Annotated in this window: 21 protein-coding genes; 16 read left to right on the top strand and 5 right to left on the bottom strand. The window is 49.7% G+C overall.

Translation table 11 applies throughout. From position 1 onward, the window contains the following. The first annotated feature begins 268 nt into the window (after positions 1-268). Positions 269-1774 carry a phytoene desaturase family protein gene (locus ACFSDB_RS08670; RefSeq protein ID WP_204891908.1) on the top strand — a complete coding sequence of 502 codons (1506 nt, stop codon included), beginning with the start codon at positions 269-271 and terminating at the stop codon, positions 1772-1774. 56 nt (positions 1775-1830) lie between these two features. On the opposite strand, the gene ACFSDB_RS08665 is transcribed toward ACFSDB_RS08670, so the two are convergent. Then, positions 1831-2409 carry a sugar O-acetyltransferase gene (locus ACFSDB_RS08665; RefSeq protein ID WP_204891907.1) on the bottom strand — a complete coding sequence of 193 codons (579 nt, stop codon included), beginning with the start codon at positions 2407-2409 and terminating at the stop codon, positions 1831-1833. A 183-nt stretch (positions 2410-2592) separates the two neighbouring features. Between ACFSDB_RS08665 and ACFSDB_RS08660 the strand changes: the two genes are divergently transcribed. From ACFSDB_RS08660 to ACFSDB_RS08640, 5 genes are all read left to right on the top strand, one after another. Next, the gene (locus ACFSDB_RS08660) at positions 2593-3489 is read left to right on the top strand and encodes a LysR family transcriptional regulator (protein WP_204891906.1); all 897 of its coding nucleotides are present in this window, start codon (positions 2593-2595) and stop codon (positions 3487-3489) included. A gap of 198 nt (positions 3490-3687) precedes the next feature. Then, positions 3688-4833 carry a GTP-binding protein gene (locus ACFSDB_RS08655; protein WP_204891905.1) on the top strand — a complete coding sequence of 382 codons (1146 nt, stop codon included), beginning with the start codon at positions 3688-3690 and terminating at the stop codon, positions 4831-4833. Further along, positions 4823-4972, top strand: a complete 150-nt coding sequence (gene rpmG, locus ACFSDB_RS08650) for a 50S ribosomal protein L33 (RefSeq protein WP_204891904.1) — start codon at positions 4823-4825, stop codon at positions 4970-4972. The genes ACFSDB_RS08655 and rpmG overlap by 11 nt, the downstream gene beginning before the upstream one ends. Before the next feature lie 56 nt (positions 4973-5028). Next, on the top strand, positions 5029-5298 hold the full coding sequence (gene rpsN, locus ACFSDB_RS08645) for a 30S ribosomal protein S14 (protein ID WP_204891903.1): 270 nt from the start codon (positions 5029-5031) through the stop codon (positions 5296-5298). A 38-nt stretch (positions 5299-5336) separates the two neighbouring features. Beyond that, positions 5337-5690, top strand: coding sequence for a hypothetical protein (locus ACFSDB_RS08640; RefSeq protein ID WP_204891902.1), 354 nt, complete (start codon positions 5337-5339; stop codon positions 5688-5690). A gap of 535 nt (positions 5691-6225) precedes the next feature. On the opposite strand, the gene ACFSDB_RS08635 is transcribed toward ACFSDB_RS08640, so the two are convergent. Further along, entirely contained in the window at positions 6226-6405 is a 180-nt protein-coding gene (locus tag ACFSDB_RS08635) for a hypothetical protein (protein ID WP_204891901.1), read from the bottom strand. A gap of 306 nt (positions 6406-6711) precedes the next feature. Between ACFSDB_RS08635 and ACFSDB_RS08630 the strand changes: the two genes are divergently transcribed. Then, a complete protein-coding gene (locus ACFSDB_RS08630; RefSeq protein WP_377339784.1) occupies positions 6712-10440 on the top strand; it encodes an AAA domain-containing protein in 3729 nt (1242 codons plus the stop codon). A 4-nt stretch (positions 10441-10444) separates the two neighbouring features. Beyond that, entirely contained in the window at positions 10445-11200 is a 756-nt protein-coding gene (locus ACFSDB_RS08625) for a hypothetical protein (RefSeq protein WP_204891899.1), read from the top strand. Positions 11201-11446: 246 nt separating this feature from the next. Here the strand turns inward: ACFSDB_RS08625 and ACFSDB_RS08620 are convergent, their stop codons facing one another. Continuing rightward, entirely contained in the window at positions 11447-11929 is a 483-nt protein-coding gene (locus ACFSDB_RS08620; RefSeq protein ID WP_204891898.1) for an SRPBCC family protein, read from the bottom strand. Between the two features lie 179 nt (positions 11930-12108). Between ACFSDB_RS08620 and ACFSDB_RS08615 the strand changes: the two genes are divergently transcribed. Continuing rightward, a complete protein-coding gene (locus tag ACFSDB_RS08615; protein ID WP_204891897.1) occupies positions 12109-12588 on the top strand; it encodes a UPF0158 family protein in 480 nt (159 codons plus the stop codon). Between the two features lie 148 nt (positions 12589-12736). Here the strand turns inward: ACFSDB_RS08615 and ACFSDB_RS08610 are convergent, their stop codons facing one another. Beyond that, the gene (locus ACFSDB_RS08610; protein ID WP_204891896.1) at positions 12737-14026 is read right to left on the bottom strand and encodes an aminotransferase class V-fold PLP-dependent enzyme; all 1290 of its coding nucleotides are present in this window, start codon (positions 14024-14026) and stop codon (positions 12737-12739) included. Positions 14027-14053: 27 nt separating this feature from the next. Further along, positions 14054-15319 (bottom strand): dicarboxylate/amino acid:cation symporter, encoded by a 1266-nt coding sequence (locus ACFSDB_RS08605; protein ID WP_204891895.1) that lies wholly within the window; start codon positions 15317-15319, stop codon positions 14054-14056. Positions 15320-15447: 128 nt separating this feature from the next. Between ACFSDB_RS08605 and ACFSDB_RS08600 the strand changes: the two genes are divergently transcribed. The 7 genes from ACFSDB_RS08600 to ACFSDB_RS08570 all read left to right on the top strand — a co-directional run bounded on the left by ACFSDB_RS08600 (position 15448) and on the right by ACFSDB_RS08570 (position 22627). Then, positions 15448-16350 carry a LysR family transcriptional regulator gene (locus tag ACFSDB_RS08600; protein WP_204891894.1) on the top strand — a complete coding sequence of 301 codons (903 nt, stop codon included), beginning with the start codon at positions 15448-15450 and terminating at the stop codon, positions 16348-16350. Between the two features lie 113 nt (positions 16351-16463). Next, positions 16464-16673 carry a hypothetical protein gene (locus ACFSDB_RS08595; protein ID WP_204891893.1) on the top strand — a complete coding sequence of 70 codons (210 nt, stop codon included), beginning with the start codon at positions 16464-16466 and terminating at the stop codon, positions 16671-16673. Positions 16674-16729: 56 nt separating this feature from the next. Further along, a complete protein-coding gene (locus ACFSDB_RS08590) occupies positions 16730-17323 on the top strand; it encodes a hypothetical protein (RefSeq protein ID WP_204891892.1) in 594 nt (197 codons plus the stop codon). A 274-nt stretch (positions 17324-17597) separates the two neighbouring features. Next, positions 17598-19187 carry a DcuS/MalK family sensor histidine kinase gene (gene dcuS, locus ACFSDB_RS08585; RefSeq protein ID WP_377339777.1) on the top strand — a complete coding sequence of 530 codons (1590 nt, stop codon included), beginning with the start codon at positions 17598-17600 and terminating at the stop codon, positions 19185-19187. After that, the gene (locus ACFSDB_RS08580) at positions 19180-19896 is read left to right on the top strand and encodes a response regulator (RefSeq protein WP_204891891.1); all 717 of its coding nucleotides are present in this window, start codon (positions 19180-19182) and stop codon (positions 19894-19896) included. The genes dcuS and ACFSDB_RS08580 overlap by 8 nt, the downstream gene beginning before the upstream one ends. Positions 19897-20041: 145 nt before the next feature. Next, entirely contained in the window at positions 20042-21352 is a 1311-nt protein-coding gene (locus ACFSDB_RS08575) for a 2-hydroxycarboxylate transporter family protein (protein ID WP_204891890.1), read from the top strand. A gap of 372 nt (positions 21353-21724) precedes the next feature. Continuing rightward, positions 21725-22627, top strand: a complete 903-nt coding sequence (locus ACFSDB_RS08570; RefSeq protein WP_204891889.1) for a hypothetical protein — start codon at positions 21725-21727, stop codon at positions 22625-22627. The last annotated feature ends 57 nt before the right edge of the window (positions 22628-22684 follow it).

Below are 22684 nucleotides of genomic sequence, written 5' to 3'. Positions count from 1 at the left end.
CGGCTTTTTTTGTGGGAAAGCGGCGGGCATTCTTGTTCTGTGTTATTAATTCTTTTCCTTCTACTAATAGTATATAATTATTATACAAATGCTATGCGAGTAAAGTTTTAAGAAGCAGCGAGAAGGGAATTTAAGAACTTAAACAGATTTTATTCAGCTGAATTTCCGGCACATAGGCATGCCGGACTTTGAATGGAAGCAGGAAATGGAGCGGCCGTTCACGAAAGGGATGAAATGAAAATAAATTGGGGAAGAAGGCGTTTTGTTTATGAAGAATCCTAAAAAATCCGTGCTCGTAATCGGCGGCGGCCTCGGCGGCTTGTCGGCTGCGATTTCCCTCGCCCAAAAAGGGTACGCGGTTTCGTTATATGAAAAGAACGACCATATCGGCGGGAAAGTGAACCGCCTGGAGCAGGACGGCTTCGGCTTCGACCTTGGCCCGTCCATTTTGACGATGCCGCATGTGTTCGAGAAATTGTTTCAGGGCAGCGGCAAGCGCATGAGCGATTATATCCCGACGCAGCGCCTTGAACGCGAATGGCGCTCGTTTTTCCCGGACGGCACGGTGCTGGACCTTTACCATGACCTTCATTTGATGGAACGCGCGAATCCTTCGCTGTCGAAAAAAGACATCAAAGAGTACTACGCGTTCTTGAAGTATGCGAAAAAGCTCTACCAGACAACGGAAGACGGCTATTTGGCAGAAGGCTTCGAGACGCCGAAGGAAGCAGTGGCGATCCACGGCGTGCGTGCGACGCTGACCGGCTTCGACCTCACCTCAACGATGTACAGCGCGATCGAGAAGCGCATCTCCAATCCGCATCTGCGCGACATGATCGCATATTTCATCAAATACGTGGGCTCATCGCCGTACAACGCGCCGGCCGTGCTCAATATGATGGTTTATATGCAGCATGCGCAAGGCTGCTGGTACGTGCCGGGCGGCATCAACAAACTGGCGGAAGGCCTGACAAAGCTCGCAAAAGAAGAAGGCGTCGAGATCCACACCGGCATGTGCGTGATCCGCGCGTACACGGACGAAGACAAAGGCATCACCGGCGTCGAACTGGAGGACGGCTCATTCCGAACGGCCGATTATTACGTGTCGAACATGGAAGTGATCCCGTTCTATAAAAAGATGGTCTATGCCGACAAGGAGTATGTCGGGAAGCTCGAGAAGACGTTCGAGCCGGCGAGTTCTGGCCTTGTGCTGCACCTCGGCGTGAAGAAGGAATACCCGTTCCTGAACCACCACAATTTCTTCTTCTCAGAAAACTTGCATGAACAGATGGAGAAAGTGTTCGAGAAACACGAACTGCCGGACGACCCGACAATCTACCTCGTTAATACGAATAAAACCGATCCCACCCAGGCGCCGCCTGGGCATGAGAACTTGAAGATCCTGCCGCACATCCCGTATATCCAGGACCATCCGTTCACGCCGGACGATTACCGGAAATTCGAAGACCGCGTCATCGACAAGCTCGAGCGCATGGGCCTGACAGGGCTGCGCGAGAACATCGTGACGCGCGACGTCTGGACGCCGCATGACATCGAACGCGTCTACGGATCCGACCGCGGTGCGATCTACGGCACCGTGTCCGACAAACGGAAAAACGGCGGCTTTAAGCACAAAAAGCAGAGCGAACTGTACGACAACCTGTATTTTGTCGGCGGCACGGTGAACCCGGGCGGCGGCATGCCGATGGTGACGCTGAGCGGCCAGCAGGTGAGCGACAAGATCGTGCAGCGCGACGCTGCAGAAACACGCTGATTCAACAAACGGAAAACCCGATTCTCCTGTCTTGCAGGAGAATCGGTTTTTTTTGTTCAGGCATTCTGATCGATGGTTTTGATCACTTTGGCGGGCACTCCGGCAGCTACACTGTCCGGGGGAATGTCTTTTGTGACAACGGCTCCTGCGGCAACGACTGAATTGTCGCCGATGGTCACACCGGGCAGTATGGTCGCGTTAGAGCCGATCCAGGCATTCTCACCGATTACGACGGGCTGTGCGTAAGTTGTGCCGCGGGTTTTCAATGAAAGCCCGTGGTTGAGTGTAGCAATCGCAACGTTCATGCCGACCTGGGCACCGTCGCCGATCCGGATGCCCCCGCGGTCTTGGAACGAGCAGCCCGTATTGAGAAATACGTTCTTCCCGATGGTGATGTTTTTGCCGAAGTCTGTATAAAAAGGAGGGAAGCACATGAACGACGGGTCGACCTCTTGGCCAGTCAGTTCGCTGAAAAGAGCTGTGATTTCTTCTTTTGTGTGAAAGGAGGTATTCAATTCCATAGTCACTTTTTGCGCATCGAAACTGCACTGGACCAGCAGGCCATGCAATTCGGTGTCGTCTCCGGATATCGGATTTCCTTGCCGGCAAAACTCAATGAATTCATTCATGTTCATGGCATAACGCCGCCTTTCTGGTAGATGGTTTTCGGCCAGACATCTGAGGCCGGTCGGTCGGATGGCTATTCGCTGATTGATTTGTCTTTTCGGCTTTATTATAGAATGGTAAGATTTAGAAAGCGAATGCCTATATTAAATAAGTCAACATGCCTTTTGGGCATACACAAGGGGAGGGATTTGATGGACATCCGGGTGCTGCGCTATTTCATCGCAGTGGCAAATGAAGAAACCATTTCCGCCGCGGCCAAACGGCTCCATTTAACGCAGCCGACGCTATCTCGGCAATTGAAAGAGCTGGAAACCGAATTGGGGACCACGCTGTTTGTCCGGGGCAAGCGGAAGATTTCGTTGACGGAAGAAGGGCTGTTCCTGCTGAAAAAAGCGCAGGAAATTGTCGAATTGGCGGATAAGGCCGAAGCCGATTTAAAGCGCCCGAAAGAGGCCATCGCCGGTGACATCCATATCGGAGCGGGCGAGACGCACGCCATGCAGCTGATCGCCAAAGCTTCCCGGAAATTAGCGGTCCGCCATCCGGATATCCGCTTCCATCTCTACAGCGGAAATGCAGATGACATTGCCGAAAAATTGGACAAGGGGCTCCTGGATTTCGGGGTGGTCATTGAACCGTCTGACAAGCGGAAATACGATTACCTAAGACTCCCCGCTGCAGACGTCTGGGGTGTGCTGATGCGAAAGGATAGTCCCCTGGCCGAAAAGCCGTCCATCAAGCCGGCCGACCTGGTTGGTCAACCGCTGCTGGTTTCCCGCCAGACTGCAGTAGGCAATGAAATCAGCGGCTGGTTCGGCCGGGATGCCGGGGAATTGAACATCACCGCCTCCTACAACCTGCTTTATAACGCCACGTGGTTCGTGGAGGAGAACATCGGCTATGCGCTGTGCATCGATCAACTGATCAACACTTCAGGAACCAGCAATTTCTGCTTCCGGCCGCTGGAGCCGAAGCTGGAGGCAAGTTTGAATTTCGTCTGGAAAAAACACCAGGCGTTCTCAAGCGCCGCTCATGCGTTTTTGGACCAAGTGCGCGAAGAAATAGCAAGAGCCGATGGGGCAGGCTGATGCCGCTGACGGAAACGAGAAGGAGCTTTTCAAAAAGCTTCTTTTTTTCATGCCCAAAAGCTGTAGGCCCATAAAAGAGGGGGAGGTTCTCGAAAAAATTTTTAGAAGTGCTTGCAGTTTTCGGAAGAAAATCGTATGCTATAAAACGTAATGATTACTATTTAAGGTTTTAATGTTCAACCGAAAGGAGTTGGGTGGATGGATAACAGGATTCCGGTAACTGTGCTGAGCGGCTATCTGGGCGCCGGCAAGACGACGCTACTAAACAATATCTTACATAACCGGGACGGGCTGAAAGTGGCGGTCATCGTGAACGACATGAGCGAAGTGAACATCGATGCTTCGCTAGTGGAACAGGGAGGTTTTTCGCGGACAGAAGAGAAACTCGTGGAGATGCAGAACGGCTGCATCTGCTGCACGCTGCGGGAGGACCTGATCGTGGAAGTGGAGAAGCTTGCAAAGCTTGGCTCGATTGATTACATCGTCATCGAATCGTCCGGCATCAGCGAACCGGTCCCGGTCGCCCAGACGTTTTCGTATGGCGATGCGGAATTGGCGATCGATTTGCCGGCCCTTTGCCGCTTGGATACGATGGTGACCGTGGTGGATGCTGCCCGGTTCTGGGCCGATTTTTCCTCCGGAGATACGCTGCTTGACCGGAAAGAAGCAGCCGCGGCGGATGATGTACGCGAAATCGCAGATTTGCTGATCGACCAGATCGAGTTTGCGGACATCCTGGTCGTCAACAAGCTCGACCTGATCAGCGCAGAAAAGGCCGAAGAGCTGAAAGCGGTGCTTCGGCGCTTGAATCCGGATGCCCGGATCATCGGCACCCGGTATTCAAAAATCGATCCAAACGAAGTGCTGAACACGAACAGCTTCGATCTGGAGCGTGCGAGCCAGAGTGCGGGATGGATCAAGGAATTGAACGAGGAACACGTGCCCGAAACGGAAGAATACGGCATCGGCTCATTCGTCTTTCGGAGCCAAAGGCCGTTCCACCCGGAGCGGCTGATGGAATGGATACTGGAGTGGCCAGTGGAAGTGGTTCGCGCGAAAGGCTTTTTATGGATCGCCACGCGCGACGACGCAGCTGCCCTCTTATCTCAGGCAGGGCCGTCGCTCAGCATCGAGCGGGCGGGAATGTGGGATACGGAATATGGCGTGAAGATGACGGAACTCGTGCTGATCGGCATCGGCATGGATCAGCAAAAGATAATAGAGGAACTGGAACGATGCGCCTTGACTGAAGAAGAAATCGGGATGGACTGGCAGGAGTTTCCTGATCCATTGCCGGCATTCTACGCAGAAACGGAAGGAGGCGACATGGAACATGCGCATTAATATCACACTCGCCTGCACCGAAACAGGCGACCGCAATTACACGACGACAAAGAACAAACGCAACAACCCGGAGCGGATCGAATTGAAGAAATACTGCCCGCGCCTCCAGAAGGTTACGCTGCACCGCGAAACGAAGTAAAAATTTTTTACGTATTTATAAAACGTAACGATTACACATTAGGAGGAGGAGCAATAATGGCCAAGAAATCCAAAGTCGCAAAAGACCTAAAGCAGCAGGAATTGGTGGCCCGCTACGCAGCAGTGCGCCAGGAGCTGAAAGATAAAGGAGACTACGAAGCACTGAACAAACTGCCGCGGAATTCCTCGCCGACGCGCTTGAAGAACCGCTGCCAATTGACCGGCCGCCCGCGCGGCTTCATGCGCAAATTCAAAATGTCGCGCATTGCGTTCCGGGAACTGGCCCATAAAGGACAATTGCCTGGAATTAAAAAAGCAAGCTGGTAAAATAGAAGTATAAGAGCAGCGGACAAGGGGGAAAAGCGATGAACGAAGGATTGTTGGACTTTTTGCGGAAGAGTGAAGTAAAACGGCTTCCGGAAGATAAAAGAAAACTATACGAATTCATCACGGAGGCCGAAAATGCTTTGGCGGATAAGGCGACGACCGTCGATGAATTCTTTAGCCTTGTCTTGGCGGATTCCCCCGTCAACTCAGCGATGGCCCGTTTCGGGTTGCCGTACCTGGAAATCGTGATGAAGCTAATGGAAATCGAGGAAGAACTGCATGTCCGGATCCAGCAGCGCGCTCAGCGCGTGAAATGGATCGATTTCAGCCCGAACGCCGACTCGCGCTCGGGCGGAGAAGGGCAGAAGCAGCTGTTTCTGTTCATTCACTGATCCGCAGGCGCATCTTCTGCTGTTTTGAAGCTTGTGCCTGGCATTTTAAAACGTATGTACCTTCTTCCAGAACATGAAAGCGATCGGAAAAGCCTCCTTTAATCAGGAGGTTTTTTCTTTAGTCTGTTTTCTTCGGTTTTTTGTTATTTTTTACTGATTAGTGGTATTGAGGAATATAATGGAAAACTGAATTAGATGGGAGGTATTGGATGGCTCGCTGTGAAATCAAGTCTAAGAATTTTTTTACCGAACCGATCATCTCAGCTAAAGTCGACCGTATACTCGTTTTTGTCTTTTCGTTCTTGGGCACTTTTGCAGGGATCATCCTCAAAAGCGTAACGGACTGGTCGTTTGCGTGGATTATTTTTGTGGTCTTTGTATCGGCCCTGGTCCTGGTCTTCCTTTTAAAGGCAGGGCACATAATTTGGATACGATCAAAGGCATAGCTAATATAGACATCAAATTTAGCTAAAGTTGTACGAAGAAAGCAAAACCCGCAGAGGATTTTGACATAGGCTAGTCTAGGATGTCAACTTCACAGCAATTCCTGCAGCGCCTCTTTTTCCTGGTCAATTTCTTTCATAGTCCTTACGCTCATGCGGCGGATGACCGAAAGCGGCGGGCACCAGCCCTGGATGGCGTGCTGGATCTTCCGGTTGATGGGTTCGGGAGTCTGTTCTTGGACGCGCGACGTCGTATCAGGCAATTTCGGCAAAGGGGTCAGCCTCCTTGAAATTAGTCAGTTGCCTATTTACTGCCGCGCTGAAGTGGTGCTAAACATCGGACGCATTATATAGAATAAAACCTGGCATTTGCGAATGGGTTTTTTGGATTAGTTTGCGGTTCGCCCGGCTCAATCGGACAAAATGATGATATGATGAGATGTAAACAAATCAGATAGGCTTGACGAACGGCCATCCTTCTTCCGGCAGGAAATGGGCCGGGGAAATGCTTCAGTTCTACAGAACAGGTGATAAAAATGGCAATGGCAAAAACAGATATATATAGAACATCCTTACGAATGACAAACACCGCTTCAGAAAAAATGAGAGGGTTCGGCATCAGCGAACGCTCCTTTTTTAATGCGGCCGAACCGTTCCGGGTGTTCATAGAACGCTATCCCGCGAGCGCGGATGGCTCGCTTTCGGTTGCGCTCATTTTCGGCAGCGCGGAAGCGGAACGCTTGGCAGCGAAACAGCTGGACGGCTCAGTCGTCCTCCACTGTGTGTTCCAGAACCACCGGTTGCTCGTGACGAATGTGACGCTGCGGAAATCCTACGGTGCGCTCGGAACAAACTGGCAGCGCGAGGAACGGATCATATTCAAGGATTCGCGTGAACCGGCCCCTGTGGAATTTGTTAATTTGATCAATCGGATGACGCCGGCGAAAGAAAAATCGGATTATGTGAAAAAGCGCATTTCGAGTTGGGAAGGCTATTTGAAGATCCAGGAGCGTGGCATGGATATTCCGGACATCAAGACCGGCTACTCGAAACTTGCCTTCAGCCATGATTTCAGCCGCATCACGCTCACCGGCTGTCAAATAAAAGACACCGAATGGAAGTCGCTCAGGAATTTGAGCGTGCGGCTCACCGGGATTGACGGTGACGTCGGCACGGTCCTCAAAGCGGCGAACCGGACGGTGGAAATCGAACTGCAGAGCTATGCCGTCAAACAGCTCCGGGAGAAAGGGCATGCGCTGCCGAAAAAAGAAGCGGTGTTCAGCAATTTCGCGGCGCTCAGCCAGATTCGGAGGCTGCGCCAAGGGTTCACGAATCTTGAAAAAGGGCTTGCGGTGAATCCGAAGCTCGACCGTCTCCTATTTGAAGAAAAGCCGCCGGTCGCGGCGCTCCAGCCGCTCGGGAACCTGGCATTCCACAACCGGCTGAACGAATTTCAGCAGCGGGCGGTCACAGGTGCGGTCGCAGCAGAAGACCTGTACGTCATCCAGGGTCCTCCGGGAACAGGGAAGACGACGGTTATTGCGGAAATTTGTCTACAGAACGCGAAAAAAGGCTTGAAGACGCTTGTCGCATCGCAGTCGAATCTCGCGGTCGACAATGCGCTCGGGCGTTTATTGGCCCACAAGGACATCCGCATTTTGCGCGTCGGCCGGACGGAGAGCATCGAAGAGGAAGGCAAAAAGTTCATAGAGGAAAACGTCGGCCAGTATTGGAAAGACAACACCTTAAAGGAGGTCTCTAGCCAGTACGACGCGCGGAAAGCGCGTGCTGCAGGGCTTGAAGGGGAACTGTCGAAGACGGAAGGGGCGTATGCGGAATTGCAGCCGGTCTTTGAACGATTGGCGGAAGCCGTCGAAGAAAAAAAGGCAGCCCAAGAGAAGCGCCGGAATATCCAGGCGCTGCTTGAAAAAGATCAGCACGAGCTAGCAGCATTCGAGTCCGTGAAAGCGGAAGCGGCTCTTGAAGGGGAAAGAATTGAACAAAAGCTGCAGGAGCTCGGGAAAGCGATCCAAAAAGATGCCGAGCTCATCCACAGCAAAAGTGCGGAGTGGTTCCGTGATGAATTCCGGCGCATTTCGGATGCGATCGGGCAGCTCGAAGAGGCGAAACTAGAACGGACGCTTGCCGAAGAACTTTCCGGCAAGGAGCGGGACATCACAGCGGCCCAAGAGAAACGCCGCGGGGTGACTGCGGTGATCGAAGAGAAGAACGCACTGGTCGCAGGGCTTGAAAACATCAAGAAAGTGGACGGCCTGCTGCAGGTGATGGCAGAGCAGGAAATCGAGGAAGGGCCGGCAATCACGTATTCGCTCAACAAGCTTGACCTCATCCGAGACAAGATGACCGAATGGGAAAAGCTGCGGAAATACAATGAAAGCATTGCATCTGCTATTGCATATGTGGAGGAGCTGCTCGCACCAACCGCCATATCAATCGATGAGCTGAAGCAAGATGCACTCCGCAACCCCGGAGCGTTCACTTCTGCGGATGTGGACTTCTTCTTGGAGCGGCTGAGAGCGGTATTGAAAAGTGCGCAGCGCAACGATGCGGCGGTCCTTGCCAAAGGGCTCAGCGGCTTGTACAAGCGGCAGAACAATCTGTGGCAGCGCGGTGCGAAGCTGAAGACGGCGGAAGAATACATCGAGGATTCCAAGCGCACGTTCCAAGGCTTGCGAAAAGCGGTGGCCGACGGCATTTTGAAACAGCAGCAGCATTATCTCGAACTCGACCGCAAATGGCTCGCGGAACTCCAACGCTTGGAAGGGGAACGGGATCCGCTCCAAGCTCGGGTCAGCGAGCTGGATGTCGCGCCTGGCTTGCCGAACGACCTGGAAGAGGCGATCCGCAGCCATAAAGCGAATCTAGCGGAGCTGCAAAAAGACAAGGTCGCTTTTGAAGCGGCAGAGAAGCGCGCAGCGGAGCTTGGGGCGCAGGCGGCAGCGGAGCGTGAGGCGTTCGCGAAGCACGAAGCGAGGATAGCCGGAATCGCAGCAGAAATGGCCGTCTTGCAAAATGCCATCAGGCTCCGGGAGAAAGAGCTCGATGCGCTTTCCGAAATCCTGTCGTCCGACCCGGAAACGGCATACGAGGAAACCGCAAAACAGCTAGCCAGCCTTTCATTCACATTGGAATCGCTCAAACAGGAGCAGAAAAGTTTGCCGCTCCTGCAGTCGGTCCAGAAAAAATGGCTCCAGCTGCTGGACGGGGCAAACGACCACGACTTGGACGAGATCCGCAAATTGTACATCAAGCATGCGAACGTCATCGGCACAACATGCGTCGCTTCGGCGCGCAAGGATTTCATCGACAATTATCCGGAGTTCGACGTCGTCATCATCGACGAGGTGTCCAAAGCGACGCCGCCGGAACTCCTCTTGCCGATGCTCAAAGGCAAGAAAGTCATCCTGGTCGGCGACCATCATCAGCTGCCGCCGCTTCTCGGAAACGATACACTGGAAGAGACGCTTGAGGAAATGATCAAGGAAAACAGCGGCTTCGAGGAAAAGCGGGAGCTCGAGAAGCTATTGGAAGAATCGTTGTTCGAACGGCTTTACAAAAACCTGCCGGAAGCGAACAAGACGATGCTCGCCATCCAGTATCGGATGCATGCGGACATCATGGAGACGATCACGCCGTTCTACAAAGGCGAAAAAGTGCAATTGCAATGCGGGCTCCAGGATTCGGACCGCGAGCGCGACCACTTGCTCGAATCCCGTTCAGTCAAACGCAGCAACCATTTGATGTGGCTCGATTTGCCGAACGAACCGGCGTATTTCGAAGAGCGGATGAGCGGCGGGAAGAGCTTGTTCAATCCGGCGGAACTCAAGGAGATCAGCGGGCTGCTCGTGGAAATGAACGAGGCTGCTGCAGAAGCGAAAGCGGCCGGACGGATTCCGGCAGACAGATTGAAAAGCGTCGGCGTCATCTCGTTCTACGGCGAACAAGTAAAGCGCCTGCAGCGCATGATCGACCAGGAACTGCGCCTGCCGCATCTGACGATCCGTACCGGCACCGTCGACCGCTTCCAGGGAAGCGAAATGGAGGTCATCCTCCTCAGCATGGTGCGAAACAACGGAAATAGCCACGGCGACATCGGCTTTGCGAACGATTACCGCCGGCTGAACGTGGCGCTGTCGCGCGCCAAAGAACTATTGGTGCTGATCGGCAGCTCCGAGATGTTCACTGCGCGCGCGAAAAAAGAAGAGACGAAACGGATGTACCGGCACGTGCTGGACACTGTGAAACAGAAAAACGGCTTGAAGGCATTGGCGGGAAGCAGGGGGTGAGGGAATGGAGAAACTGAAGAGCGGATTGCGTGCGGGTTTATTGGAGAATCCGGATGTAAGGGTTCTGAAGGAACAGACATGGCAACTGCCGGTCGTCTTGTACGACGTGTCGTTTACCCGTGTCAAGCGGCTCAAGATGGACATCCTGATGAAGATGCTGCTGCTTGCGTTTCAGGAAGCGGACATCCGCCGAGCTGCCAATCTTGCTGACATGCTGTTTGTAGAAGAGCTGTTCATCCGCGACTTGATCGACAAGATGCAGCGCACGGGCCTGATCGGGCTCGAGAAAAAGGGCTACAAGCCGACAGCGAAAGGCATGGATTATTTGGAGCGGGGCATCTTTGACGAAGAGATGGAAGAGGACTCCACTCTGGTCACTTTCAGCGCAGTGCACGATGAATACCGTGTGGCCGGGGAAGAGGCAGACAACGAAGCGGGCGACGGACTTCCGTCGTTCCGCTATGCGGTAAAAGGCACTTTGAACAAAGACCGCATGCACGGGATGCTCGCCAAGGAGCTCGTTTATCCGCAAGAGGATGGCTTCCAAATCCTCGCCACCGGAATCGCCGGCTGCATCGAGCAGGAGAACCGCGCCGTCCCATGCATCGAGTTCCAACTGTACGACAAGAAGCAGGACATCTTTTATGCCCGTGTCTGGAATATCGAAAGCGGCAGTTGGGACGAAAGCCTCGCAAAACGGATCGAGGAGCGCGAAGTGGTGTCGTGGCGCAAGGTGATGGAAGAACAGATCGAAGCGTAAACTGTATATGTTGTACTAATGAAGAGAAGGTTTATATGCCGCTTCGGCGCTTTGGGCATGGCTTTCGCAATGAGCCGAGAAGACCGCTCGTCTCATTGCTTCGCCCAGCCCTTGGACGCGCCAAAGCTGGTATATTTCTTTAAAAACTGACAGAGTTCCCCGGTTTTGTAGTGCTCCCTTTAGACATGATGCAAAACGGCAAAGAGCTTCCAGCGGTGAATTACACCTGCTGGAAGCTCTTTTTGTTTACTGCCTGTTTTCAAGAAAGTCCGCAAGATTCCCAAGCGATGAATTCATGCCGGCGTCATGGTCTTCTTTTCCGATTCCGGGAGGGACGTTTTCAGAAACGATGGTGACCTTGGTGCCTTCCGGGACTTCTTCGAGGTACCATGTCTGCGTCATCTCGCCGGCAAACGCCGGATCTTCGGAATCGAACACGCCGGCTGTCACGATTTTGGTGTCGGGAACCAGTTTAAGGAACCTGCCGCGGGAAACATCGGTATTGTCCGAAGTCTTTCCGACATAAGAGGGATCGGCTTCATAAGTGAGGGTGAGCTGATAAGTTCCGCCTTCGCGAGCGTCAAACTCGTCGATACGGGCCGACATCCCTTCCGGGGGGAGCCAGGAAACCAACGATTCCGGATCCATAAATGCCTGGTAGATGGCGCTAGGCGGAGCTTGGATCACCCTGGCAGCAGTGTCAATTCGGGTTTTTGGCGGATGGGACATGTTGGAGAACCTCCTCAGTTGTTTTTTATTTATATACCCTTTTTGAAAGGAAAACCATGCGCTGTTCCATTGATTTATCCTATAGCTCAAGCTTCAAGATAGAAGGGTTACGAAATCTGTACATATGCCTTAAAATAAAACCATAACCGCATTCATCACACGTATCGGAGGCGAAAACCATGAAGCTGATCAATGAGTTGGCTGACCAGTATTTGATACAGACGGAAGAATTCCAAGGCATGTTGAATGTGAAGACAGGGGAAATCGTTTTCGAACCGAAAGATCCGTTCGAAGATGAATTCTACGATGAAGATGAAGACGATACCGAATACGACGACGAATTTGAAATGGACGAAGAAGTCGAAGCGGCGGATGATCTGGTCATAATTCCGGAGTTCACTTCGCCGGAAGCTTATGAGGCGAGAGAGGCTTATGCAAGACAATTGCCGGACACGGGCCAGCGGAAAAAGCTGCTGGAGTCGCTGCAACGGAAAAAACCGTTTCAGCAGTTCCGGAACCAATTGGATGCCTTGGACCTGACGGAAGGCTGGCACAAGTTTGAACAGGAATTTGCCAAAGAGCGGATTGTGGAATGGCTGAAAGAGGAAGGGCTTTACGAGAAGATTGTGGAGCTTGAGAAGATGAGCGGCAGTAAGTAGAAATGCTGTCACGAGCAAAAGTGAGTAGGTTTTGCATGTATTGGGTGTTGATTTAAATTGGAATAGCAATAGCCTGTCATATAAGTATTATGCCAATTAAAGAAAGCAGCTGCTCCAGAATTCCAGGATTCTGAAGCAACTGCCTTTTTTATACGGTTATACTCGCTTCTGACAAAATGGTTTGAGTAACTTGCAGGAAAGTATCCACATCCTGTTTTGTGTGGCAATGAAGCGGTGATACCCGTACGATGGCATCCAGGCCGATCGCTTCCAAAATCCGCTTGGAGTAGTGGCTTGTTGACTCTCGGGCGTAGACGAGAATATTGTGTTCGCCATATTTTTTTACTGCTTCTGAGCAGGACATATTGTCGAATGTTAATGCCAAAATCAAATCCTGGTTTATGTTATTGGCTTGTTCAAAGTGAATAGTGACACCTGGTAAATTTTTAATTCCGGTTGCTTCTGCCGATCCGTTTATAAACCGGTGGAGGATGGCTTGTTCTTGTTGATGAATGTGCTCCATTCCTTCGACGATTAAGGTTCTGCGGTCTTTTGAAGCATTATAATAGCTGCCTATGTCGCAAATATAGTTGATGATTTCAGTAAACCCTGCAAAATGTGAAGGAGTCGGACTGCCGACATGCCAATTGTCTGAAGCGGTCGCCAGCAAACGATGGTGCGGCAAAGAAGCGATGCGGTCAGAAAGATACGCATAACCAATTCCGCGGTTGCCGAACATTTTATAAGGTGCGATGTTCAGGGCGTCGATTTCCCAGTCTTCAACATCAATCACACCGTGGGGAGCCCCTTGAACCGCATCCACGACAATTACGGTGTCCGGATTCTTTTCTTTGATTTTTTTAGCGTATTCCTTAATATCATGCATAGCTCCAGTGATATTAGAAGTCAAAATAACAGACACGAGAACCGTCTGTTCATCGATTAGTTCCAAAATATTTGAAAGCGGAATGCTTCCTGACACCGGATCAGCTGCGGCAACACGCAATTCGTGCTGGTATTGTTCAGCAGCGAACTGGCAGGCATCATAGGAAGAGGGATGTTCAATCGCCGTAGTGACAAGGTTTCCTTCTGGTTTTGATGCAGCCACCGTAGTGATGATTTCAAACATCAGCTTTGAAGCGGTCAATGATGTAGCGATGGAGCCGCTTTGTGCATTTAAAAACAAGCGGATGTCTTCAGTTCCTTTATCAATCACATTCCGAATATCTAATGCGACGTCATGATTACGTTCCGGGCAATCCGGAAATGCAGAATATCTTGTTTGAGCCTCTACTGCAGATTTTAATCTCAAGGAGCCGCCTGCATTTTCAAAAAAAAGTCGCTGTATCCCGTAAACGTCATGGTTCAAAAAGTAGAACCGGCCGTTAAGCTGGTTTTGCAGGTCTGCAGGGAAAAAATCTGTATGGCGTTCTGACATTTGAAGCACGACCTTTCGATGAATTTATTAGAATACTTCTTCGCTTGAGGTATCCACTTTTGGATTGTTGGAAGAGTTAAAGACTGCTTCGTTTAAATCGTTATTCTTTTTAGCAACTACAGTGGTACCAGTTAAGTCGCCTGCGATATTCAGCGTAGTATGTCCCATATCAATTACTGGCCAAATGGCTGCTAGGATTGGAATGATCAATAAAGGCATTCCTAATGCCTCAAGAAGGACGATGGACATGACAATCCCTGCTCCGCGGACACCTGCTGCACCAATGGACAAGACCAAGCCCAATAAAACGAACTGAAGGATCATGCTCAAAGTGATTGGGATGTTGTATAGATTGGCCGCAAAAACCGAAATGACCCCGATTGCCACTGCGAAACCATCCATATTTGCTGTTGCTCCGAAAGGAATAGTGAAGCCGGATGTTTTTTGGCTAATGCCTAGATTATTTTTGGTAACTTGTAAAGAAACCGGGATTGTTGCTGTACTGGTCGATGTAGTAAATGCAAAAAGCATCGATGGATAAATGTTTTTGTAGAATTGAATCGGACTTAAGCCGGTCGTTACCTTTAAAATGATTGGATAAACGATTAAGAGCACCAAGATCAATGCAATATAATCAGCAATGACAAATTTAATGACAGCTGATAGCATATCTGATCCGAAGGTTCCTACCAGGCTTGCCAGCAAAGCCAAAATACCATAAGGCGCTAATTGAATGATAAAACTCGTCAGCTTAAGCATGATATTGGCACTTTCATTTACGAATTTCGTAACGGTCGGCACATTGTGTTCGCCGAGTGTAATCATTACTAAACCAATAAATACTGTGAACAAGATGATCGGAAGCATCTCCATATTTGCAAGAGACTGAAAAATATTTGTTGGAATCCAAGTCAAGAAATGATCAACAAAGCTGAACTCGGCTGCTTCGACTGTCTCTCCATGATCCAATAAAGATTGAAGCCCTTTTCCGGGTTGTAGAACCAGAGCCACAAGTACCCCGATAGATGTGGCGATAAAGCTCGTTAATATGAGATAAAGTAAAAATCCGCCTCCAATTTTACCTACCGACTTTGCGTCTTTCATTTTTAGGATGCCTGCTAGAACAGACGTGACAACCAATGGAATAATAAGCATTTTTAAGAGATTTATAAACAACGTTCCTACGGGTTCAAGATATTTTGCGTTTTCTCCCAATAAAAAACCTAAAGCGATACCAATTAATCCCCCGATTGCGATTTGCGTGTACAACGGCAAATTAAACCACCATTTCATAATGCTTCCCCCTTTGTAAGAAAATTAAGAAATAACTTACTACTGTCAGTATAAAGACACCTTTATATAGTGTAAAATTAAATTTATTAGTATTAAATATAAGTAAAATCGATATTAGAGGTGGGTAAATGAATTACAGTCAAATTGAATCTTTTCTTACAATTATCCGTTTAGGGAGTTTATCTAAAGCGGCAGAACAATTGTATGTTTCCCAATCGACAATCAGCCAAAGACTTCATTCTATTGAAAAAGAATATGAAGTGGTTTTGCTCAACAGGGAGAAAGGGGTAAAAAGTGTGACGCTAACCCATGAGGGGGAGCGGTTTTATCAACTTGCCCTGAGATTTGAAGCCCTGTATCTAGAAACGAAGAATCTAAAGTCAACGAGCGGGGAAGCGACGATTAGTATAGGTGCAGTAGACAGTGTTCATAATTATGTCCTCAAAGATATTTATTCAGCAGTATTTCGTCAAATACCGGATGTCAGATTGGCTATCCATACACATCAATCCAATGAGATTTACTATCTGATTGATCAAAACAGTATTGACATCGGATTTTCCTTGCAAGACCGAATCTTGAAAAACGTCAAAGTCCAGAAATTATTTGAAGAACAGATGGTTATGATTCAGAAGAAGAAAATTGAGTCAACTACAGATGAAATTGATAACAGTGTATTAAGTCCAAAGCAGCAACTATTTATTAATTGGGGAATGGATTATCAAATTTGGCATGAAAAGCATTGGGGACCAACGACCAACACCTTCCTTCAAATAGATACAGCAAAAATGCTGAGAGATTTTCTAGAAGAGGACGGGATGTGGGCCATTGTTCCAGTTTCTATTGCCAGAGACTTTCACAAGCAAGGATTAATAGATGTGTTTACATTAACGGATCCGCCGCCGAGCCGCTCTTGTTTTCAAGTTGAGAAAGAAGGTATTAACAGCAGAGTGGAACAAGTCAGCGAGTTGATCCTAAAGTCTAAACCGAAAATTGATAAGATTGTTCGACCATGGGAAACGCTTGTTTAAACGAGGAAATATAACCTGTTTTAGAACCATAGGTATTTACCTCTGTTACCTTTCGACCAATACTTGGATTATGAAAAAATTAAAAAGACACTTAAAAACAGGAGGGAAAATAAATGGCGACTTATAAAGACATACAAGCGTATATCAAGAAGAAAAATGGTTACACAGCGAAATCTTGTTGGATTGCCCATATGAAAGAAGTACATGGACTAAACCCAAGAATTTCTCCGAGAAGAATTTCGAAGGACAATAGAGTGCATCCCTGTCCCGAAAGTAAACAATCGGATATTTTAGCTGCATTTAAACATTTTGAAATGGTTTAACTAAATTAAAGTAATAAAACTAATCTTTATTATTTGCTAAGAAGGTGACTTAAGAATTGAAAAAAACCGGAGAAGAACCTTTCATTTCCGCAAAAGGAGACTCTGAATTCAAGCTTCTGGAGTTCTGGCAGTGGAATCAATCCGATTTGCTGAACAATGCGCTGCGGGGAACGGTTGCGGAGTTCATTGTCGGAAAAGCTTTGGGCGCGGTGGATGGCGTGCGCTTAGAGTGGGATGCTTATGATCTGGTCACGGCGGACGGAATTAAAGTCGAGGTTAAGTCTGCCGCCTACGTCCAGTCATGGGCGCAAACAAAACACTCGGCGATCCAATTCAGTATCCGGCCGGCCATGTCGTGGGAAGCGAGCACCAATACATACGCGACGGAAATGGGACGGAGTGCAGATGTATATGTGTTTTGTCTTTTGAAAGAGCAGGACCGGACACTGGTGAATCCCTTGAACCTCGAACAATGGGAATTTTATGTGCTGGCTACCGGACAAATCAACCGGGAGAAGGGCAGCCAGAAATCCATCGGCTTAAACGGCTTGTTGAAGATGCAGCCGATCGTTACGGATTTTGAGGGGATTAAAGAAGCGGTTCTGATGTGCAGAAGAAACGAACTTCTTTCTTCGAAGCGGAATTTGTAGAGCCTGAACCGGCCTGGTCTAAATCGGTTTGCTGCTGGATTATTTAAAGCTATTCGCTGCTGGAACGTCTTGTGCTGTGCGCACTGGACGTTTTTTTATTGTCAAAATTCTTAGCGGATAAAAGGCAAATCTCGAGCAGCTTCTACCATTGAATGGACCATCCGCTTCTATACACCAGCCAAATTATCAAGTAAACTTTCCCGGTAGAAGCTTTTAGCATTTATCCAAACCTGCAATACAGAACGAGGTGGCAACAATTTCTAAACGGTTTAAATTGAGTACGATTATCGTGTTTTTTGTTTGTCTGGTTGTGCTCGTGTCCCTGATCATCACGAATCTTCTCATTACGGATACAGCTAGCAGCAATATCGAAGGACAGCTGGAAGATAAAGCGGTCAATATATCCCTGACAGCGGCCGAGTCCCAAGTGATCCGGAATGGTTTGCAGGACCGGGGCGATGAAGGTGCGATCCAGGATTACGCAATGGCGATCCAGAGGGCTACAGATGTTTTATTTGTTGTGGCGATGGACATGGAAGGCATGCGGAAATCCCATCCGAATGCCGAACTGATCGGAGAGGGGTTTGTTGGCGGAGACGAGAAGCGGGTGCTCCGAGGCGAAGCGTATACGTCAAGGTCTGAAGGGACGCTCGGGGAGTCCGTGCGGTCGTTCACGCCGGTCTTCGACCAGGATCAAAACCAGATCGGCGCAGTGGCGGTGGGCATTTCCCTGAAGGAAGTCGAAGCGGCCGTCGAGGAGAACCAGAAAAAGATCCTGATCGGCTCGCTGATTGGGTTGCTGGTCGGGATTCTCGGCGCTTTCTGGCTGGCGCGCTACATCAAGAACAGCTTGTTCGGCTTGGAGCCTTACGAGATTGCGCGTATCCACGAAGAGCGGAACCAGATGCTCCACTCGGCATACGAGGGGATCATTGCAATCGACAAGGAGTGCAACATCGTGCTGGCCAATAAATCCGCCAGACAGCTTTTGCAGAAAGCAGGCCTGAGGGGGAAGGAGCCGGTCGGCATGCCAATCGGTGAAATTCTGCCGGGCGCTACACTCGACAGCGTGCTGGAAAAGAAAAAGACGGTGCTAAACGAAGAGCAGAACCTCAACGGTTTATCGATCATTTCCAATCAGGTTCCACTTTTGGTGAACGATGGTGTCATCGGCGCAATGATCACCTTCCGCGACAAAACAGAGCTGAACCGGCTGGCCGAGCAGCTGACCGGCGTCGAGATGTATGCAGAGACGCTGCGCGCGCAGTCCCATGAGTTCATGAACCAGCTCCATGTCGTGCTCGGCATGATAAAATTGGAGGAGTATGAGCAAGTGGCCGGCTTTATCGCGAAACTCGTCGACCATCAGGCCCACGAAGTCGGGACGATTGCCCACCATCTCAAAGATGCGGTATTTGCCGGATTTATGATCGGCAAAATCAGCTACGCCAGGGAAGCGCATGTCGAGTTGTCAGTAGGCTGTGAAACCGAAATTCCGAAGCCCGGGAATCCGGAAGTGACCCATGAACTGATTACGATTGCCGGCAATATCATCGATAACGCGATTGACAATGTCTCTGGTAAGGAAAGCGGGCGCATCCAGGCTTCGTTTTCCTATATTGATGACTTGCTGACGATGACCATAACGGATAACGGAACAGGCATCCCGGAAGAACAGCAGGATGCCATTTTCACAAAAGGGGTTTCGAACAAGGTGGGGCATGACAGAGGATACGGCCTTTACTTGGTGAAAAAGGCTGTGGAGAAGCTCGATGGCTCGGTTGAAGTGCGTTCGGAGCCGAATAAAGGCTCGACATTCGAAATCATAATTCCTTATGAAGCGGGAGGTGACAGCGATGATTAAAGTGATGATTGTGGAAGACGACCCGATGGTGGCGGCGCTGAACCGGCAATACCTTGAAAAAGTCGAAGGCTTTGCACTCAGCGGCATTGCAGAGAATGCGGAAAGCGCGATGGCGTTTCTGGCTGAAACGGATGTCGATTTGATCTTGCTCGACATCCACATGCCGGGAAAGGGCGGCATGGAGTTTTTGGGATGGATCCGGGAACGAAAGCAGGATCTAGATGTCATCCTGATCACAGCCGCTTCCGAAATCGCTCAAATCCAGCAGGCGTTGCGCCTCGGGGCAGCGGACTATTTGATCAAACCGTTTGAATTCAGCCGCTTCCAGGAAGCGCTGCTCCAGTACAGAAATAATTACGACAAATTCAATCAGGACAAACGGGTTAGCCAGCAAGAATTGGACCGGCTGCTCCGGAGAAAAAGTGCAGCCGTGGCGGAGCTGCCAAACGTCCAGGCAGTGCCGAAAGGGCTCACGAAAACGACCTTGCAAACGATCAACGACGTGATTTTGCTGAACCGGGAAAGAACATTCTCGACAGAAGAGCTGGCAACAGCCGTCAGCATTTCCCGGGTGTCGGTGAGGAAGTATTTGAAATTCCTGACCGAAATCGGCTATCTCGAAGAAAACCTGATATACGGCGTCGGCCGTCCAATCTACCAATACCGGCTGGATTCGAAAGGTTCACACCGCCTCGATCCGTACATATGAAAAGCAGCCCATGCGGCTGCTTTTTTTAATTACAATATTATCAATACTTTTAAAAGCTATAAGTTGTCTGAAAGTTTATCTAATATGAAAACTACGAACTGAAAGCGCTTACGCATTTTGAATAAAAGATGAAGAGGTGGACAATATGAAAGAAACAACTCAACAGGCACCGCCGGAAGTGCCGATGAAGAAGACGGGCGGGCGGTTTACGATTTTCAGCATGCCGGTTCTATGGTTCGGCATCTTTGCCGCCATTGCCATTTATGCGATGTATACGGAAAACCTGCCTGCTGGCATGATTGGCGGCTTGCTGATCATGATGGTGCTCGGGGAGCTGTTCGGCTGGCTGGGCAACCATACACCGATCGTCCGCACGTTCTTGGGCGGCGGGGCGATTGTCGCCATTTTCGCTTCCGCGTACATGGTCTACAGCGGACTGATGCCTGAGAGCACAACCACTGCCATTTCGGAATTCATGAAAGACGGGGATTTCCTGAACTTCTATATCGCCGCATTGATTACCGGCAGTATTTTGGGAATGGAGTCGAAGATTCTGGTGAAGGCCGGCGTCCGCTATGCACTGCCGCTTTTGGCTTCTGTATTGGGCGCAGTGTTGCTTGCAGCACTCGTGGGCATGGTCCTTGGATTCAGCGTCCAGGAAGCGGTTCTGGTTATCGCAATGCCGATTATGGGCGGCGGCATGGGAGCAGGCGCTGTGCCGATGTCGCAGGTTTACTCTGAAATGCTCGGCAATGACCCGGGCTATTATTTATCGATCCTGGTGCCGGCTTTGGCGCTCGGAAACGTATTCGCCATCATTTTGGCGAGCGTCCTGCACATGATCGGCAATAAATACCCGAGTTTGACAGGCAACGGCCAGTTGATCCGGAATTTCCACTACGAGAAAAAAGAGTCGCCGGCGTACGATTTGGCGAAGATGGGCATTGGCGTGCTGGCGGCCGTGTCGTTCTATATCCTGGGCAATATCCTGGGTGATTTTATTCCTTTGCATCCTTACGCCATCATGATTGTGCTGGTCGCGTTCCTGAAAGTGGCCAACGTCATGCCGGAAGTGATTGTCGAAGGGGCGAGCCAGTGGTATGAATTTGTGGCGCGCAACTGGACAAACGCACTTCTTGTCGGCATCGGGGTCGCCTATACTGATTTGGCGGCAGTCCTTAATGCGTTGAGCATCGAGTATGTCCTAATTGTGCTCGCTGTCGTGATCGGGGCCATCATCGGTTCCGGCGTGGTCGGGAAATTCATGGGCTTCTATCCGATCGAAGCAGCCATCACCGCCGGGCTTTGCATGGCGAACATGGGCGGAACCGGCGACGTAGCCGTATTATCCGCAGCCAGAAGAATGGAATTGATGCCATTTGCGCAGATTTCTTCCCGCCTCGGCGGCGCATTGATTTTGCTGCTCGCCAGTCTGTTTATCCCGTTTTTCATTTGAGGGATGGGAGTATAAATTTTCAACGGTACTAGCAAGAGGCTTTCCTTCGGTCATTCCACATGGCCAGGGGAAAGCCTCTTTTTTGTTTATGCTCCCGTTTCTTCATCCGAAAACTGTAACCTCCATCCATCTGACTTCTCCTGTGCATCTATTAAAAGAAAACTCCTTTCATCCATAAGTTCGCCTGAAGTAATTTTGAGTAAATCGTGACATACGGACCTTGAGTTGTATGTATATGGAATTTATACATTTCTTTATTTCTTCTTTAATGATACTATTTACTCAATGTGAAATAATAGTCGTAAAGGTTCAGTTGGGCCAGCGGAAAATCATCGGAGCACCAAAAATCAACAAGCAGAAAGAGGGACAGAAATGAAAATTCAATTCAAGACAACAGCTAAAAAAGCGGTTTTAGTCAGCATCATGACGAGCATCGCGCTGACTGGCGGAGCCGGCAGCACCTTTGCGCAAGCATCGGCCAGCCCGCAGTCTTACGAAGTGCAGCATGTGGAGCAGGACACCAAGTATTCGAAGCACATAATGCGGGTAGTAAGAGAGAGCCTAGGCGTCGATTCGAAGTCTACACAATTGGACAGCAAGATCGAGACAATGCCGAAACTCCAAGTGATGGATCTGTACCTTGCGTCATTCGGCAAAAAGGTGAAGGGCAATGAAATCCGCCGGGCTGTAAAAGAGATTTTCGATATCGACTTGGATGTGGTATCGAAAAATGATTACGGGTCAAAACTGTCTATCTACCCGGCTCCTATCATGGAGAGCTTGCGTGCTTCATTCAACGTGGCACCGGATTCCACCGAGCAGGACGCCCGCATCATGGATCTGACGAAAAACGCCGTGATGGACCGCTACATCAAAGAGCGCGATTACAGCCTTACCGGTGCTGAAAGCCGCAAACTGATCAATGTTATTTTTGGAGTGAACTTGGATGGCATTTCGGCGCTTGAGCATATACAGTTAGGAATCCTTTCGAAAGGCCAATGGATTTTGAAGAGTGATACGGATTTGTTCATCCTGGAATCCAGTTTGGATGATGTAGACGTCTCCATCTACGCAACGCCGTATTTTGAGAGCCTGACCGGCAGTCGCGAACTGCCGGAGACAATGGTCACGGAACTAGTAGGAATGGGCTTTACCCATTACGAGGAAACCGATCTGCTGTATTACAAAGATCCAACTGGCGGGTCCGTACCAGATTTATTCAAGGGGCAAGTTATGAGAGTTCTTACCGGAACGATTGTGAATGAGTACAAATAATAATTATAATTGTCAAAGATCAAGAATAACTTCTTGGTCTTTTTTCTATAAGAACCA

Source organism: Planococcus chinensis, from assembly GCF_042681545.1.
Lineage (GTDB): Bacteria > Bacillota > Bacilli > Bacillales_A > Planococcaceae > Planococcus > Planococcus chinensis.
This window is presented reverse-complemented; position numbering and strand designations above follow the sequence as displayed.